The organism is Streptomyces sp. NPDC001858, from assembly GCF_053594615.1.
This window is the reverse complement of sequence record NZ_JBSFEV010000061.1, coordinates 15,987-31,778: the sequence shown is the minus strand read 5'-3', so window position 1 is coordinate 31,778 and position 15,792 is coordinate 15,987. Positions and strand designations below refer to the sequence as shown.

The window sequence follows — 15,792 nt, the reverse complement described above, 5'->3', positions numbered from 1 at the left end:
GGGTCATGCCGAAGACGTCGTTGAGGACGAATGCCGCGCGTTCGGCCGGGGTCAGGGAGTCCAACGCGGCCAGCAGCACCCGACTCACCTCCTCCTCCAACTCCACCTGCGCCCCCACCGGGGCCGGGGCCGGGGCCGGCGTGTGGTGTTCCTGCTGCGGCCGGGACGCGTCCCGGCCGGGCAGGGGGAGTCGGCTCAGACAGATCCCGCCGGCCGTCTTCGCCAGCCATGACCGGGGCTCGGTGATCTCGGCGCGCTCCGCGTCCGACAGCCCGTACCACCGGCTGTAGGCCTCTTCGACGACGCTCTCCGCCTCGCCGACGCTGCCCAGCATCCAGTACGCGAGGTCCAGCAGGTATCGACGCTCGTCGAGCAACTCCCCGATCGGCGCCGTGTCGGCCTGGTTCATTCGGCAACCTCCCTGGCGGCTTCAGCGAGCCCTTCGCCCTTCGCGCACGACACACGTTTTTGCATGCGGCTCCATCAGTGAGACCGGGCAGCCCCGCATGTTGTGACACTCGCCATGTGGCAGCGGCCGCCTGTCACAGATGGGTCCGTCGCCCGGTCACATGGGACAGCAACCGGTACCGCCTCGCGGAGACGAGAAAGCGGTTTGTTCTCCCCTGGCTGCTGTGAACGAGGAGGCTACTCCGTGTATTGGCGCGAGCGGGCAGCTTGCCTGCGTGTGGACCCTGATCTGTTTTTCCCCGTCGGACGCACCGGTCCGGCACTCGACCAGATCGACGAGGCGAAGGCCGTCTGCGGCCGGTGCCCCGTCATGCAGCAGTGCCGCGACTGGGCCGTGGAAGCGGGCCAGGTCGAAGGCATCTGGGGTGGCATGACGGAGAGCGAACGCCGTGCCCTGAGGCGGCGCATGATCCGTCAGACCAAGGACACGGTCGTCACCGCGGCGTGACAGCAGCCATCGCATAAAGGCGTGACGTTGCTGATTTAAAGAACGAAAGCGCACTTCAGTCGTGCCTCGAGCATGCCTCAAGCATGCCTCGAGCCCAACATTTCTGGACGATTCATGAACGGTGGCAAGGGGATGGAAAAAGGGGAAAGGGTTGCCGCATGGGCTGATGGGCGCCTGGGTGTCTACAGCCAGGTCAGGGCGAAAGCGCGTAAGGCTTTTCCGGACCATTGGTCGTTCATGTTGGGCGAGATCTGCCTCTACAGCTTCATCATCATCATCGTGACCGGCGTGTATCTCTCGCTGTATTTCCATCCGTCGATGAACCAGGTGGAGTACACCGGCAGCTACGCACCGCTGCGCGGTCAGCTGGTGTCCGAGGCGTTCAATTCGACCATGCACATCTCCTTCGACGTCCGCGGCGGACTGCTGATCCGGCAGGCTCACCACTGGGCGGCGCTGGTCTTCGTCGGCTCCATGCTCGTCCATATGATGCGCGTGTTCTTCACCGGCGCCTTCCGTAAGCCTCGTGAGATCAGCTGGGTCTTCGGATTCCTGCTGCTCGTGCTCGGAATGTTCGCCGGGCTGACGGGATACGACCTTCCGGACGACCTTCTTTCCGGCACCGGACTCATGGTCGTGCACGGAACGATCCTTTCCATCCCGATCGTCGGAACCTACATCTCGATGTTCCTCTTCGGAGGCGAGTTCCCGGGGAACGAGCTGGTGGCGCGCTTCAACGTGATCCACGTTCTGCTCATCCCGGCCGTCATGGTCGGTCTGCTGGTGGCCCATCTGATCCTGGTGTTCTACCAGCGGCACACCCAGTACCCGGGTCCGGGACGCAGCGCCAGGACCGTGGTCGGAGTTCCGCTCAAGGTCCGCGCGGTGAAGTCCGCCGGCTTCTTCTTCCTGGTCAGCGGAGTCATCTTCGTCATGGGCGCGGTCGCGCAGATCAACCCGGTCTGGGCGTACGGCCCCTACCGGGCGGACCAGGTCTCGGCCGGATCGCAGCCCGACTGGTACATGGGCGTGGCGGACGGGCTGCTGCGCGTCATGCCGGGCTGGGAGATCGTCCTGTGGGGCCACACCCTGGCCCTGGACAACCTGATCCCGCTGTCGGTGGGCCTGGGGCTGTTCCTCGCCATGGGCGCCTATCCGTTCATCGAGGCCTGGGTGACCGGCGACAACCGTGATCAACACATTCTCGACCGGCCGCGCAATCGCCCGGTGCGCATGGGACTCGGGGTCGCCTGGCTCAGCTTCTACCTGGTGGCCACGATCGGCGCCGCGAACGACATCATCGCGATTCGCTTCCATGTCTCGGTCGAATCGGTGACATGGGCGGTGCGCATCGGTCTGTTCGTCGTGCCGGTGCTGGCTTATGTCGTGGCGAGTCGGATCGCGCTGGCTCTCCAGCGCCAAGACCGTGACAAGGTGCTGCACGGCCGTGAGACCGGCATCATCAAGCGGCTTCCGCACGGTGAGTTCGTCGAGGTGCACGAGCCGCTGAGCCCGGAAAGGCTCCACGTGCTCACCCAGCATGAGCAGTACCAGCCGATCGAGGCCGGCCCGAACGGCGAATCCCGTCTTTCCCAGCGCCTGCGCGCGCGACTCAGCCGGGGTTTCTACGGCGAGGACGCGCAGATCGCCAAGCCGACCGAGCAGGAGTACAAGCACCTGCTCTGACTGCAGCCCGCGCCGATCGAGAAGCCCGACGTGGCGGAGACCTGGTTCACGGTCTCCGCCACGTCGGGCGATGTGCTGCGGGACGAGGGCGAGGCGTACGCCCGCAGCCTGACCCAGGCCGGGCAGGCCGGGGTCGCCACCACGAGCGTCCGCATCAACGGCATCCTGCACGACGTCATGATGCTCAACCCACGACGGCCGCGGTGGGGCAGGCCGTTCACACGCTGCGCACCGCGCTGCACCGCGTCTGAGCCGGCCGCACGCGCGCACGCGGAAGGGCGGGACGGCAGAGATGCCGTCCCGCCCTTCGTTCGTTCAGTGGGAGTTCAGTGGGAGTTCAGTGGGACTCAGTGGGAGTGAAGCCGGTGCAGCGCCTGGGAGATGGCTGTCATCCGCGCGTCGAGGTCGACGAGTTCCTGGCGGAGTTCGTCGACGCGCGTGCGCAGCTGGGCGGCTTCCGCGGACAGTGACACGACCGTGTCCGCGATGTCGACACCGTTCTCGGTGACTGGGGTCATCCTGGTTTTTCCGATCTAGGCGGCGTCGGCCTGGTCCACTTGCACCGCGGAGATGTCGAGCAGCAGCTTGACCTTGTCGCTGATCAGGACCCCACCGGTGGTCAGGGCCGTGTTCCAGCCCAGCCCCCAGTCGGAGCGCTGCAGCGTGGCCGTGCCCTCGAAGCCGACGCGGTGCTGTCCGTAGGCGTCCTGGCTCGCTCCGCCGAACTCGAGGTCGATCTGGACGGGCAGTTCGACGTCCTTGATCCGCAGGGCGCCCGTGAGGCGGAACTGGTCGTCGCCGACGACCACGATCCCGGTGGAACGGAAGCTCATGACGGGGAACGTCGTCGAGTCGAAGAACTCCGGCCCCGCGACATGCGCGTCCCGCTCCGCGGAACCCGTGTCGATGCTGCCGGTCTGGACGCTGAGGTGGGCCTCGGACCGGACGGGATCGGACCCGTCCAGCTTGAGCAGTCCTTCGAACTCGGTGAATTTCCCGCGCACATTGGTGATCATCGCGTGCCGGACGGAGAAACCGATCGAGCTGTGGACCGGATCGATGGCATAGACGCCGGTCAGCCCTTCGTAGCGGCCGGCGGCGGGTGGAACAGTGGTTTCCTCGGGGTTCTGCATGGCGGGCCGGATCCTTTCCGGGTGAATCTCAGACAGGAGTGAATTCCGGCCCACTGTGGAAACGCCTGGTCCCTGGCCGGAGCGCAAGGCGGCCCCTGCCTTGAAGGCAGGGGCCGCCCGCGGGGGCTTACTTCTGCGCGGCAGCCCAGTCGGCGAGCTTGGTCTCGGCGAGGTGCGCGTCGGGACCCGGCAGGAGCGTGGTCTCCTCCAGCTGGGCACCGGAGTACGGGGCCTTCGGGTCCGCGACGACCGTGCGGGGGTCGTTCTTGGCGGCGAGTGCCTTGCGGATGAGCTCGTCGAGCTGGAACACGTCGGGGCCGGCGACCTCCACCACCCCGTTGACCGGGGAGCCGACCGCAGTGCGGCCGACGGCCGCGGCCACGTCGTCGGAGTAGATGGGCTGGATCTTGACGGGGGCCAGACGCACCGTGTCGCCCTCGGTCGAGATGTCCGCGAGCCCCTTCATGAACTCGAAGAACTGCGTGGCGTGGACGATGGAGTACGGGAGACCGGACTCCTTGATCAGCTCTTCCTGGGCCTGCTTGGCGCGGAAGTACCCGCTCTCCTGGAGGCGGTCGGTGCCGACCACGGACAGCGCCACGTGGTGCGTCACGCCGGCCTCCGCCTCCGCCTTGAGGAGGTTGGTGGTCGAGGTGCGGAAGAAGGCCATGACGTCGTCGTCCGCCCACGAGGGGGAGTTGGACACGTCGACCACGACCGACGCGCCCTCCAGGACCTCGGCCAGACCTTCGCCCGTCAGAGTGTTGACGCCGGTGTTGGGTGAAGCGGCGACCGCCTCGTGCCCGTGCTCCTTGAGCTTCCCGACCAGCTTGGAGCCGATGAGTCCGGTTCCACCGATCACTACGACCTTCATGACGGATTCCTCTCGCAGGGTTTTAACGGTGCCAGCCCCGAATTCGGTCTGCACTAGAAGAGACCGGGCGACGGCGCCGGTTGTGACACTAGTTGTGCGAAAAACGACGATTGATTTATTCGACGAGCTTTCCTTCGGTCGAGACGTCCGCCATGAGGGAGGAAATCTCGTCCGGGATCGGCGCGATGCTCTCGCGGGTGACTCCGGTCGTCGGCGACCACACGAGGTTGACCTGCAGCTCGGGATCCATGTCGGGATAGTCGCTGCGGTTGTGACAGCCGCGCGTCTCGCGACGCTCCAGTGCGGCTTCGAGCGTGGCCCGGGCGGCCAGGGCGGAGGACTTGAGATCGAAGGCGTGCGCGAGGTCCTGGTAGCCGGCGATGTCCGGGTGGATGCCGACGTTCTCCATCCGCTTCTCGATCGCCGCCAGCTCCTCCAGACCGGTGCGCAGACCCTCTTCGTCGCGTACGACTCCCGCGTGCTCGGTCATCGTGTTGCGGATGGCGCGCTGCAGGGCGCGCACGTTCTCCGGGCCGTCGGCCGCCAGCAGGTCCTCGACCTCCGCGCGGGCCTCGGCGATCGCCGACGCCGAGCGCGGGTGCGCGGTCAGGGACTCCGAGTAGGCGGCGGCCGCCTGTCCGGTGAGCCGGCCGAAGACCAGCAGCTCGATGAGGCTGTTGCCGCCGAGGCGGTTGGCGCCGTGCAGTCCGCTGGAGGCCTCGCCGATGGCGAACAGACCGCGCACGTCGGTGCTGTGGTCCTCGGGCCGCACCCACACCCCGCCCATCGAGTAGTGCGCGGTGGGCGCGATCTCGATCGGGTCGCGGGTGATGTCCAGCATCTGCAGGTCCAGCAGGGTCTGGTAGACCCGGGGCAGCCGCGTCATGATCGTCTGCCGGGGCAGATGGGAGACGTCCAGCCAGATGCCGCCCTTCGGGGTCCCGCGCCCCTCCTTGATCTCCGTGTACGCGGCCAGCGCCACCCGGTCGCGGGTGGACAGCTCCATGCGGACGGGGTCGTAGCGGTTCATGAACCGCTCGCCGAGCGCGTTGCGCAGGATCCCGCCCTCACCGCGGGCGGCCTCGCTGACCAGGGTGCCGGCCGCGCTCTCCGGCTCGATGATCCCGGACGGGTGGAACTGGACCAGCTCGGGGTCGCGCAGGCGCGCACCCGCCTCCACGGCCAGGCGGAACGAGTCGCCCGTGTTCTCGTCGCGCCGCGAGGACGTGCGCCGCCAGATCCGGGTGTGGCCGCCCGCCGCGAGGATCACGGCGTCGGCGTGGATCAGATAACGCGTGCCGTTCGTGAGATCGAAGCCGTAAGCGCCGAAGACGGCGCCGTCGTGCACCAGCAGCCGGGTGATGTAAACGCCTTCGAGAACGGGAATGTCGAGCTGTTCGGCGCGCCTGATCAGCGTGCGCTGGATCTCCAGACCCGTGTAGTCGCCGGAGAAGGCGGTGCGCCGGAACTTGTGCGCGCCGAAGAAGCGCTGCGAGATCCGGCCGTCCTCCTCCCGGGCGAAGGCCATGCCATAGCGTTCGAGGTCGTCGATGCCCCGGGCGGCGCCCTGGGTCACGATCTCGACGGTATGCGGGTCGGCCAGGAGATAACTCTCCTTGAGAGTGTCGGCCGCGTGCTGCTGCCAGCTGTCCTCGGGGTCCATGGTGGCCAGGGCCGCGTTGATGCCTCCGGCAGCGAGTGCCGTATGAGCGTCCTCCTTGGGGCGCTTGCCGACCGCGAGGACGTCGATACCGGCCTCGGCCAGTTCGATCGATGCTCGCAGGCCGGCGCCTCCGGTGCCGATCACCAGCACCATGGTGGAAAGACGTTGTTCGGTGATAGCCACGGTCTACTCCGATCGCCGGGTTGGTCACTCAGTAAGACCAGGAAGTCCCGGGATCTGTGACAGAAATCTGCGACAGCGGCGTCTCCCACCAGGCGCGAGCGCGGGCGTGGGCGCAGCATGTTGTCACATGCTGCGCGTCCGTCAGGGAGCCAGTGTGATGGTGGCCGGTGTGCCCCGCCAGACCATCCTCGCGTAGGGGCAGAGCGAGTCCGCCTTCTCCAGGAGCGGGGCGGCGAGCTCGGGATCGACGTTCGGCCACTCGACCACCAGGTCCACGCGGAGCAGGTAGCCGCCGTCTCCCGGGTCCCGCCCGAAGGCGACCGTCGCCGCCACGGAGATCGTGGTGGGATCGAGCCCGGCCTGTCGTGCCACCAGGCTCAGCGCGCCGTGGAAGCAGGCCGCGAAACCGGCGGCGAACAACTGTTCGGGGTTCGTCCCCTGGCCGTCGCCGCCCAGCTCGACGGGCGTGCGCAGGTCGAGGTCCAGGACGCCGTCGACGGAGCGCGCCCGTCCCGAGGCGCGCCCGTGACTGGCCGAGCCGCCGTCCACCGTCACCGTCGTCGTGTAGAGCGGGGCGAAGGACTCTCCGTCGAAGTCCTTCTCGATCGACAGATCCGGCAACCGGATCGGCTCGTCGTTGCCGTGACTGACTGGGCCGAGTGCCATGTGCCGTCCACCTTCGCGTTGTGGGGCCTGTCGAGAGAGAAGCCCCGGAATCCGGATAGCCACTAGACCGACAGGGCGCCCGTGCTGTGACACCGGCCGCCGCGGTGGACGGCCAGGACGCCTCAGCGGCTCAGCGAGGCGACGTACGGTGCGAGCTTGGCCGGGTTCATCACCCACATGAGGCGCTCGATGCCCTGCGCCGACGCCTCGGCGCACAGCAGGGCCGCAGCGTTCCCCTCGAAGGAGACGAGGACGGCCGGTCTGCCGTTGGCCTCGACCCAGCGAACCTCTGCCTCGGGCCAGAAACGCGGGGCGAAGGCGGCCAGGTACTTGGCGACGCGCGCCCGCCCGACGACCGGGATCTTGGACGCCCCGCGGATTCCGCCGCCGTCGGAGTAGCTGACCACGTCCGTCGTCAGGACGTTTTCGAGCACCGCCAGATCGCCGGTCCGCGCCGCCGCGAGGAACACCTCCAGCAGCCGCCGGTGCGTGGTGGAGTCGACCGGCTCGCTGCGCTCCGCCGACAGATGCTTCCTGCCGCGGCTCACCAGCTGGCGCGCATTGGCCTCGCTGGTCTCCAGGATGTCCGCGATCCGCCGGTACGGGTAGTCGAAGGCTTCCCGCAGCACGTACGCGGCCCGTTCCGCCGGGTTCAGCTTCTCCAGCAGGAAGAGCACCGCGAGGTCGAGCGCCTCGGCCCGCTCCGCGCCCACCTGCGGATCCAGGCTGGTGTCCACCGGCTCGGGAAGCCAGGGGCCCACGTACGACTCACGCCGCATTCTGGCGGACTGGGCCAGGTTGATCGCCAGCCGGACGGTGACCGTGGCCAGGAACGCCGTCGGCTCCTGGATGTCGCTGCGGTCGGTGGTCTGCCACCGCAGCCACGCCTCCTGGACGATGTCCTCGGCCTCCACCGCACTGCCGAGCACGCGATATGCGATGCCGAAGAGCTGGGGACGCGCCGCGATGAAGTCTCTCGTCGCCCGATCGAGAGAGTGTGCGTCATCACCGTTGCGCATGGGTGTCCTCCAACGTTGGGACACCAGGCTACAAGTCGGGTCATGACGGTGTGCTCGGGGCTCCCCATGGTCGGTTCGGACGCGTGTCAGCGCCGTCCGAGCAGCCCGAGCGGCCTGCGTCGTACCGCCAGCACGGTCCGATCGGAGTCCTCGGTCGGCGGAGCGAAGCCGGACTCGGCCAGCTCCCCGATCAGCTGCGCACGCGAGGCCGGCCACAGCCAGAACGTCTCGGTGTGCTCGCGCAGCACCTCGCCAGAGCCGACCTCGTCCCGGACCCAGTACGAGAAGCGGGTCCGGATGCGGTCGCCGTCCGCCCGCGAGCGCATCAGCCCGCCGTACTCGTGCCGGCCCACCCGCTGGGCGGGGAACACATACGTGGTCTCGTGCGACGGAAGGCGGGCGGGCGGGAGCTGGACGAGCAGGACGCCGTCGGACACGAGCGCCTCGGCCGCGGCCCGCCACAGGGCGCGCCGCGCGGCCGGGTCGAGACAGGCGATCGTGTTGTGGCACACGGCGACGTCCGCCACCCCGCGCAGCGCGGCCTCGTCGAGTCGGCAGGGGTGCACGGTGACCCGCGCCCGCAGGCCCGCGGGCAGGGCGGCCAGACGTGTCATCAGCGGGGAACGCATCGCGCGCGCGGGCTCGACGGCATGCACGGCGACGTGTGACTCCCGCAGGCTCATCAGCGTGACCCGTCCGGTTCCGGCGCCGACGTCCAGCACGCCGAGCCGGGCGCGGCCGACATGGCTGCGGTAGAGCCGCCGTACCCGGGCCTCGTCCCGCTCGGCCTGAAGGATGTCGTAGAACTCGGCGCTGATCGCGTAGTCGTCCTGCCGCTCCCGGCCGCGATCATCGACCGGTGTCGAGAAGGGCGCCTGGAGCGGTGCGTCTGCTAGCGAAATGTACATACCTAACAGACCAGTCATATGCCCCAGCTGTGACACCGGGCACAGCGCCTACCCCTCCCAGCCGTAGCGGGCGCGCGCCCGGGCCACCGTGTCCGGGGCGATCTCGCCGGTCCGCGCCAGCCGGTCCAGCGCCGCGACGACGATCGACTCGGCGTCCACCCGGAAATAGCGGCGCACCGCGTCACGGGTGTCCGACAGCCCGAAGCCGTCCGTGCCCAGCGACGAGTAGTCCTGCTCCACCCACTGGCTGATCTGGTCCGGCACCTGCCGCATCCAGTCGCTGACCGCCAGGACGGGCCCCGGGGCGCCCGACAGCGCCGCCGTCACGTACGGGACGCGCTCCTCGCCCCGCAGCTGTGCCCGGTCGGCGCACAGCGCGTCGCGCCGCAGCTCCGTCCAGGACGTCACCGACCAGACGTCGGCGTGCACGCCCCAGTCGGACAGCAGCAGCTCCTGGGCCTTCAGCGCCCAGTGGATGGCCGTGCCGGAGGCCAGCAACTGGACCGCCGGCCCCGCGTCGTGGGGCGCCGCCTCCCGGTAGCGGTAGACGCCCTTCAGGATCCCCTCCTCGACCGACGGCCCGGCGGGCATGGGCGGCTGCCGCTTCGGCTCGTTGTAGACCGTCAGGTAGTAGAAGACGTCCTCCGGCCGGTCGCCGTACATCCGGCGCAGGCCTTCCCTGACGATCACCGCGATCTCGTACGCGAAGGCGGGGTCGTAGCTGACGGCGGCGGGGTTCGTCGAGGCCAGCAGGTGGGAGTGGCCGTCCGCGTGCTGGAGTCCCTCGCCGGTCATCGTCGTGCGGCCGGCCGTCGCCCCGACGGCGAAACCGCGGCCCATCTGGTCGGCCAGGGCCCAGAACTGGTCGCCGGTGCGCTGGAATCCGAACATCGCGTAGAAGATGTAGAAGGGGATCATGGGTTCGCCGTGCGTCGCGTACGACGTCGCCGCGGCCGTGAACTCGGCCAGCGACCCGGCTTCGGTGATGCCCTCGTCGATCAGCTGGCCGTCCTTGGCCTCCCGGTAGTGCAGCAGCTGATCGATGTCGACCGGCTCGTAGGTCTGACCCTTCGGCGAGTAGATCCCGGCCGTCGGGAACAGGGCCTCCATCCCGAACGTGCGGGCCTCGTCGGGGATGATGGGCACCCAGCGCCGTCCCGTTCCCTCGACCCGCATCAGGTCCTTGACCAGCCGGACCAGCGCCATGGTGGTGGCCACCTCCTGCGTGCCGAAGCCCTTGAGGAGGGAGGCGAAGGGGCCGGCCGGCGGCTGCTCCAGCGGCTTCGCGACCACCCTGCGCACCGGGGCCGGGCCGCCGAGAGCGGTCCGGCGCTCTCGCAGGTACCGCACCTCGTCCGAGTCCTCGCCGGGATGCCAGTACGGCACCAGGTCGCCGCTCAACGCACGGTCGGGGATGGGCAGTTCCAGCAGATCGCGCATCTCGCGGAACTGGGCCATCGTCAGCTTCTTCATCTGATGGTTGGCGTTGCGGGACTCGAAGCCCGACCCCAGCGTGTGGCCCTTCACCGTCTGGGCCAGGACGACGGTGGGTCCGTCCCGGTGGTCGACGGCGGCCCGGTAGGCGGCGTGCACCTTGAGCGGCTCGTGTCCGCCCCGGGAGTTCGAGAAGAGATCCGTGAGCTGCGCGTCGCTCAGCCCGGCCGAAAGGTGTGACAACGCATCGCCCGTGAAAAAGTGTTTGCGTATGTAGGCGGCGTCCCGTGCGGCATACGTCTGGAGTTGCGCATCGGGCACCTCGCCGAGACGGTGGACGAGGGAGCCGTCCGCGTCCTGGCGCAGCACCGGGTCCCAGGCCTCGCCCCAGAGGGTCTTCACCACATGCCAGCCCGCGCCCCGGAACCGGGCCTCCAACTCTTGAACGATCTTGAAGTTGGCCCGCACCGGACCGTCCAGCCGCTGGAGGTTGCAGTTGACGACGAAGGTCAGGTTGTCGAGACCCTCGCGGGCGGCCAGTTCCAGCGCGGCCGTCGCCTCCGGCTCGTCCACCTCCCCGTCGCCCAGGAAGACCCAGACATGAGACCCGGACGTGTCCTTGATGCCCCGGTCGCGCAGGTAGCGGTTGAAGCGGGCCTGGTACACGGCGGCGAGCGGCCCCAGCCCCATGGAGACGGTGGGGAACTCCCACAGCCAGGGCAGTCGCCTCGGGTGCGGGTAGGACGGCAGACCGTGCCCGTCGGCCTCCCGCCGGAAGCCGTCCAGCTGCTCCTCGCGCAGCCGGCCCTCCAGGAAGACCCGCGCGTAGATACCGGGCGATGCATGCCCTTGCAGGAACAGCTGGTCCCCCGAGCCGTCGCCGTCCTTGCCCTTGAAGAAGTGGTTGAACCCGACCTCGTAGAGCCAGGCCGCCGACGCGTACGTCGAGATGTGGCCGCCCAGGCCCAGACGGGAGCCGCGGGTCACCATCGCGGCCGCGTTCCACCGGTTCAGCGCGGTGATCCGGGACTCCATGGCGACATCGCCCGGGTAGCTCGGCTGGGCCGACGCCGGGATCGTGTTGATGTAGTCCGAGGACAGCAGCCCGGGCAGGGTCACACCGGACCCGGCCGCGAACTCGTGCACGCGTCGCAGCAGATAGACGGCGCGGTCGGGCCCGGCATGGCGGATCACCGCGTCGAGCGACGCCTGCCACTCCCGGGTCTCCTCGGCGTCACGGTCGGGCAGCTGGTCGAGCTCGCTCATCGTTCAGCGCTCCCCGAGCCAGGCGCCGAACGTCGTGTGGCAGACATGGGCCTGCGGGCCGGGCAGCAGCGTGCGCTCGTCGTGCACGGTGGCCCCGAGCAGCCCGGCGCGCGCATCGGCGACGACGTCCCGGGCGTCGCCCTTGGCGGCCAGGAGCTTCGCCGTGAGGTCGTCCAGGCGGTACTCCTCCGGGCCGGCCGCCTCCATCGCGTCGAACAGCGGCAGTCCGACGGCGACGTGTGCGAGCGCGGCGGCGATGTCGCCCGTCGCGACCGGCCGCACCAGCGCGGGCACGACATGGACCCCGTCCGGGTGCGCGTCCGCGAGAGCCATGGCCTCGACGAACTCGAAGGACAGCGCGGCCCGCACGATCGAGTGCGGGACCGGGGAGTGCCGCACCTGCTCCTCCTGCAGCAGCTTCGCGCGGAAGTACCCCGACCGCAGCCGCTCGGCCCCCACCATCGACACGACGACATGATGCTCGACGCCGGCCGCCGCCGCGGCGGCGAGCAGGTTGGCCGAAGCCGTGCGGAAGAAGCGCAGCGCCGAGTCCTCGGTGCGGGCGGGCGCGTCGGTGACGTCCACGACCACCTCGGCGCCGCGCAAGGCCTCGGCGAGCCCCTTCCCCGTGATCAGGTCGACGCCGTGCCCGCGGGAGAGGGGCACCGCCTCCACACCGTGGTCGCGGAGCCTCGCGACCGTTTTGGAGCCGATCAGCCCCGTGGCGCCTGCGACGACGATTTTCATGGTGTTTCCTTCCGAGGAGTCGGCCATGTGCACTTGCTACGACAGGCCGAACTCCACTGTTGTGACACCGATGGCTGTCACAGATGCGCCATGTGTCCGGTCTTTCCTGGTGACAGCGCACGAGCGCAGTGAACTGACTGCATCGACGAGCAAGGAGCACACAGTGGCAGACAACTCCGAGACGTGGATGAGCGCGGCGACCGTGCTGCAGGACGCCAAGCCGCCTCACATCCCCGAGGGCGCTTCGGGCATGACCCTCCTGATCGAGTGGCCCGCCGGAGCGGCGGGCACCCCTCCGCACCGCCACTCGGGACCGGCCTTCGGCTATGTCCTCGACGGCGAGGTGCGCTTCGAGCTGGAGGGCGAGCCGGAGCGGGTCGTCAAGGCCGGCGAGACGTTCTGGGAGCCCGGCGGCGACGTGATCCACTACCAGGACGGCAACGCGAGCGCGGACGCCCCCTGCCGGTTCGTCGTCACCATGCTGTGCGCGCCGGGCCAGCCGATGCTCACGCTGGTCGACGAGGCGGAACTCGCTCAGCGCGCCCATCTGCGAGCTCCGCGCCCCACGGCCTGATCCGTTCTGCCGTGCGGCGCGGTCGCCGTGCACCCCGGTACAGCCGGGGTGCACGGCAGCCATCGTCGACAAAACCGCCGACGGGTAGCGTCGGAACGCACCCTGCCGGCCGGCAGGGTGTTCCGTTCGAGTGAAAGAGACGTGATGTCCCCGACGATCCGCAGGGCTGTCATCCCCGCCGCCGGACTCGGCTCCCGTCTGCTGCCCCTGACGAAGGCGACTCCCAAGGAGATGCTCCCGGTCGGCGACAAGCCGGTCATCGAGCACACCGTCCGTGAGCTGGTGGACTCCGGCATCACCGACATCACCATCGTCGTCTCCGGCGGCAAGAGCCTCATCCAGGACCACTTCCGGCCCAACCCGGCCCTCGTCGAACAGCTCCGGGCGGACGGCAAGACGGCCTACGCGGACGCCGTCGAGGAGGTCGCGGAGCTGGCCCGCCGGGGTCACATCACCTACCTGGACCAGTACGGCCCGTACGGCAACGGCACCCCGGTGCTGAACGCCGCCCGGGCCTTCGGCGACGAGCCGGTGCTGGTGCTGTGGCCCGACGACGTCTTCGTGGCCGACGTGCCCCGCGCCCAGCAGCTGATCCGCGCGTACGAACAGACCGGCTGCCCGGTGCTCGCCCTGCTGCCGATGGACCCCACCCATTCCCAGCGCTACGGCGTGCCCATCGTCAAGGAGGACCTCGGCGGCGGCCAGCTGCGCATCACCGGACTGGTCGAGAAGCCCGAGCCCGCCTCCGCCCCGTCGTCGTACGCGGCCATCGGCGGCTATGTGGTCACCCCCGGCATCATCGACGAACTGCGCGAGCAGACCCGCCGCTGGTACGAGCACCGGACCGGCGAGGTCTATCTGACCCACGCCATCAACGCCTACGCCGCCACCCGCGCGGTGTACGGGCAGGTCATCAAGGGCCGCTGGTACGACACCGGCAACCCGGCCGACTATCTGGTCGCCCAGATGGCGTTCGCCCTCGCCCACCCGGAGTACGGCCCCCTGGTGCGCGACCTGGTGGCAAACCTCGACGGCGATCCCGCGGCCGCGCTCCAGGCGGAAGCCGACGCCTGACCTGCCGCCGACGGGCCGCCCGCCTCGGCGAGCGGCCCGTCGGCCCGGTTCATCGACCAAGCGCTGCGCTGGAAGTGCCGCGATGCGCCGTCGTTCCGCTGCGGCGCCGTCGTGGCCGGTCGCTCCCCCACTCTCGACTGCGCTCGAGCGGGGGGACCCCCATCGCGGCGGAGCCGCATATGTCAGCGCCCCGCGCCCCTTCAGGGCGCTGCCGAACCGGCCTCACGGCACCTGGTGGTCGCTCGGCGCGCTCGTGCCCTCGTGGGCCCGGATGAGGGCGATCACGAGGTCGGTGGTGTGTTCGAGGTAGCTCTGGCCGTCGGGGAGCCGGCCCTCCGCACTGATGTAACTGCGCGGCCCGAGATGGGTGGCCGGATCCAGCCGATGCACGGTGATCTTCCCCGCGCGGCGGGCCCGGTTCCACTGACTGCGCGGCAGCAGCCGCCAGCGCTGCGGGAAGATCCAGGTGCCGACCCGCTCGATCCGGTCGTACGCGCTGGTCAGCTGGTGCAGCTGCGCCACATCGGTGAGGTCGTTGGCGCCGTTGTGGAAACCGCCGAGCGTGATCAGCAGCAGCGGGGCGCGCAACTGGGAGTGCAGCTCGTGGACCGCGCCCGTGGCGACCTGGGCGCCGCCGCTGTAGCTGAGCAGCACCAAGGGGATGCCGCTGTCGGCCCGGTAGCCGGCCAGCCGGAGCTGCTCGGCGATCTGCGAACCGACGGCCCGGTTGTACAGGGGCCGGTAGCGGTGGTCGGCGGCGACGAAGATCTGCATCACGTTGTGCAGGAACAGCACCACCCCGATGTGTGCGCGCAGCCATTTCCACACCGGCCGCTCCGAGAGCGGGTCGGCCAGCGGCGAGTAGGGCTGCACCTGCCCCAGCACCCGCAGCTCCGGCGCCCCGGCGAGCAGGGCCTTGACCAGCTGGCCGCCGTCCCGGGTGTCCCGGACGCGGCGCTTGCCGATGCCGTCCAGGTAGACGAGGTAGGCGGCCGGGGGAGCGTCGGGGGCCGCGCCCCGGGCGTAGGGCATGCCCTTGGGGAGCTCGGTGGTGGGAGCCCGCCAGCCGGCGCTGTAGGCCAGCACCTCGTAGCGGGCCACCAGGGCTTCGGCCAGCAGGCCCAGCCCGATCGCCAAGACCCAGAGCAGGAAGTGGTTCACGCGATCGCCTCCGGCTTCGCCGTCGCGCTCAGCCGCACGACCAGTCGACGGACGCCCTCCACCGCGATGCCGAGCCCGAACCCGGCGACGGCCACACACCCCGCGGCGCCCCACCAGCCCAGCTCGGTCGTGTCCGCGAGCGGGCCGGCCAGAGTGGCGCCGACGCCCAAGAAGACGAACATATGGAGCAGCGGTCCGAGCAACGGGAACGCCAGGATGGCGGAGAGCAGCAGCGGGGCCAGCAGGCTCGGCGTCCACTCGAGCGCGTCGCCCGTGGGCGAAGGGGACAGCACCAGCTCGGCGACCGTCCACGCGCTCAGCGGCCACAGGGCGAACACGGCGCCCTCGACGAGGCCGCCGGCCGTGAGCAGTCCGGCCACGACGGGCCGTGACATGCCGGGCCGGCGTACCACCAGGGGCAGGATGCGCCCGGCGGCCTCCGACATCCCGGCGAACACCAGCAGTACCGCGACGGCAAGTGTCATCTC

General features: G+C 69.7%; 16 protein-coding genes and 1 pseudogene. 5 read left to right on the top strand and 12 right to left on the bottom strand.

What is annotated here, in order from left to right; genetic code table 11:
• A pseudogene (locus ACWCPF_RS42510) lies at positions 1-409 on the bottom strand (RNA polymerase subunit sigma); the annotation flags it as partial.
• A 243-nt stretch (positions 410-652) separates the two neighbouring features.
• Between ACWCPF_RS42510 and ACWCPF_RS42505 the strand changes: the two are divergent.
• From ACWCPF_RS42505 to ACWCPF_RS42495, 3 genes are all read left to right on the top strand, one after another.
• On the top strand, positions 653-916 hold the full coding sequence (locus ACWCPF_RS42505) for a WhiB family transcriptional regulator (RefSeq protein ID WP_451050509.1): 264 nt from the start codon (positions 653-655) through the stop codon (positions 914-916).
• 114 nt (positions 917-1,030) lie between these two features.
• Positions 1,031-2,602: a cytochrome bc1 complex cytochrome b subunit gene (gene qcrB, locus ACWCPF_RS42500; RefSeq protein WP_451050508.1), complete on the top strand. Its 1,572-nt coding sequence runs from the start codon at positions 1,031-1,033 to the stop codon at positions 2,600-2,602.
• Positions 2,603-2,632: 30 nt separating this feature from the next.
• Entirely contained in the window at positions 2,633-2,962 is a 330-nt protein-coding gene (locus ACWCPF_RS42495; protein ID WP_451050507.1) for a hypothetical protein, read from the top strand.
• Here ACWCPF_RS42495 and ACWCPF_RS42490 read toward each other — a convergent pair.
• The 9 genes from ACWCPF_RS42490 to ACWCPF_RS42450 form a co-directional block, all read right to left on the bottom strand.
• A complete protein-coding gene (locus tag ACWCPF_RS42490) occupies positions 2,950-3,120 on the bottom strand; it encodes a hypothetical protein (RefSeq protein ID WP_451050506.1) in 171 nt (56 codons plus the stop codon). The two genes, ACWCPF_RS42495 and ACWCPF_RS42490, sit on opposite strands and share 13 nt — an antisense overlap.
• 15 nt (positions 3,121-3,135) lie before the next feature.
• The gene (locus tag ACWCPF_RS42485) at positions 3,136-3,735 is read right to left on the bottom strand and encodes a YceI family protein (RefSeq protein ID WP_451050505.1); all 600 of its coding nucleotides are present in this window, start codon (positions 3,733-3,735) and stop codon (positions 3,136-3,138) included.
• Between the two features lie 127 nt (positions 3,736-3,862).
• Positions 3,863-4,609, bottom strand: a complete 747-nt coding sequence (locus tag ACWCPF_RS42480) for an SDR family oxidoreductase (protein WP_451050504.1) — start codon at positions 4,607-4,609, stop codon at positions 3,863-3,865.
• Positions 4,610-4,724: 115 nt separating this feature from the next.
• Positions 4,725-6,425: an L-aspartate oxidase gene (locus ACWCPF_RS42475; RefSeq protein ID WP_451050512.1), complete on the bottom strand. Its 1,701-nt coding sequence runs from the start codon at positions 6,423-6,425 to the stop codon at positions 4,725-4,727.
• 171 nt (positions 6,426-6,596) lie between these two features.
• On the bottom strand, positions 6,597-7,121 hold the full coding sequence (locus ACWCPF_RS42470; protein WP_451050503.1) for an Ohr family peroxiredoxin: 525 nt from the start codon (positions 7,119-7,121) through the stop codon (positions 6,597-6,599).
• Between the two features lie 122 nt (positions 7,122-7,243).
• The gene (locus ACWCPF_RS42465; protein ID WP_451050502.1) at positions 7,244-8,140 is read right to left on the bottom strand and encodes an RNA polymerase sigma-70 factor; all 897 of its coding nucleotides are present in this window, start codon (positions 8,138-8,140) and stop codon (positions 7,244-7,246) included.
• 86 nt (positions 8,141-8,226) lie between these two features.
• Complete coding sequence (locus ACWCPF_RS42460) at positions 8,227-9,048, bottom strand: class I SAM-dependent methyltransferase (RefSeq protein WP_451050501.1); 822 nt, start codon at positions 9,046-9,048, stop codon at positions 8,227-8,229.
• A gap of 48 nt (positions 9,049-9,096) precedes the next feature.
• Positions 9,097-11,748, bottom strand: coding sequence for a pyruvate dehydrogenase (acetyl-transferring), homodimeric type (gene aceE / locus ACWCPF_RS42455; protein ID WP_451050500.1), 2,652 nt, complete (start codon positions 11,746-11,748; stop codon positions 9,097-9,099).
• Positions 11,749-11,751: 3 nt separating this feature from the next.
• Positions 11,752-12,495, bottom strand: a complete 744-nt coding sequence (locus ACWCPF_RS42450) for an SDR family oxidoreductase (RefSeq protein ID WP_451050499.1) — start codon at positions 12,493-12,495, stop codon at positions 11,752-11,754.
• Positions 12,496-12,682: 187 nt separating this feature from the next.
• Between ACWCPF_RS42450 and ACWCPF_RS42445 the strand changes: the two genes are divergently transcribed.
• Both ACWCPF_RS42445 and ACWCPF_RS42440 read left to right on the top strand, forming a co-directional pair.
• Positions 12,683-13,069: a cupin domain-containing protein gene (locus tag ACWCPF_RS42445; RefSeq protein WP_451050511.1), complete on the top strand. Its 387-nt coding sequence runs from the start codon at positions 12,683-12,685 to the stop codon at positions 13,067-13,069.
• A gap of 144 nt (positions 13,070-13,213) precedes the next feature.
• Positions 13,214-14,143, top strand: a complete 930-nt coding sequence (locus ACWCPF_RS42440) for a UTP--glucose-1-phosphate uridylyltransferase (protein WP_451050498.1) — start codon at positions 13,214-13,216, stop codon at positions 14,141-14,143.
• A gap of 222 nt (positions 14,144-14,365) precedes the next feature.
• On the opposite strand, the gene ACWCPF_RS42435 is transcribed toward ACWCPF_RS42440, so the two are convergent.
• Both ACWCPF_RS42435 and ACWCPF_RS42430 read right to left on the bottom strand, forming a co-directional pair.
• On the bottom strand, positions 14,366-15,304 hold the full coding sequence (locus tag ACWCPF_RS42435) for a hypothetical protein (RefSeq protein WP_451050497.1): 939 nt from the start codon (positions 15,302-15,304) through the stop codon (positions 14,366-14,368).
• Positions 15,301-15,789 (bottom strand): hypothetical protein, encoded by a 489-nt coding sequence (locus ACWCPF_RS42430; RefSeq protein WP_451050496.1) that lies wholly within the window; start codon positions 15,787-15,789, stop codon positions 15,301-15,303. The genes ACWCPF_RS42435 and ACWCPF_RS42430 overlap by 4 nt, the downstream gene beginning before the upstream one ends.
• Positions 15,790-15,792: the final 3 nt, after the last annotated feature.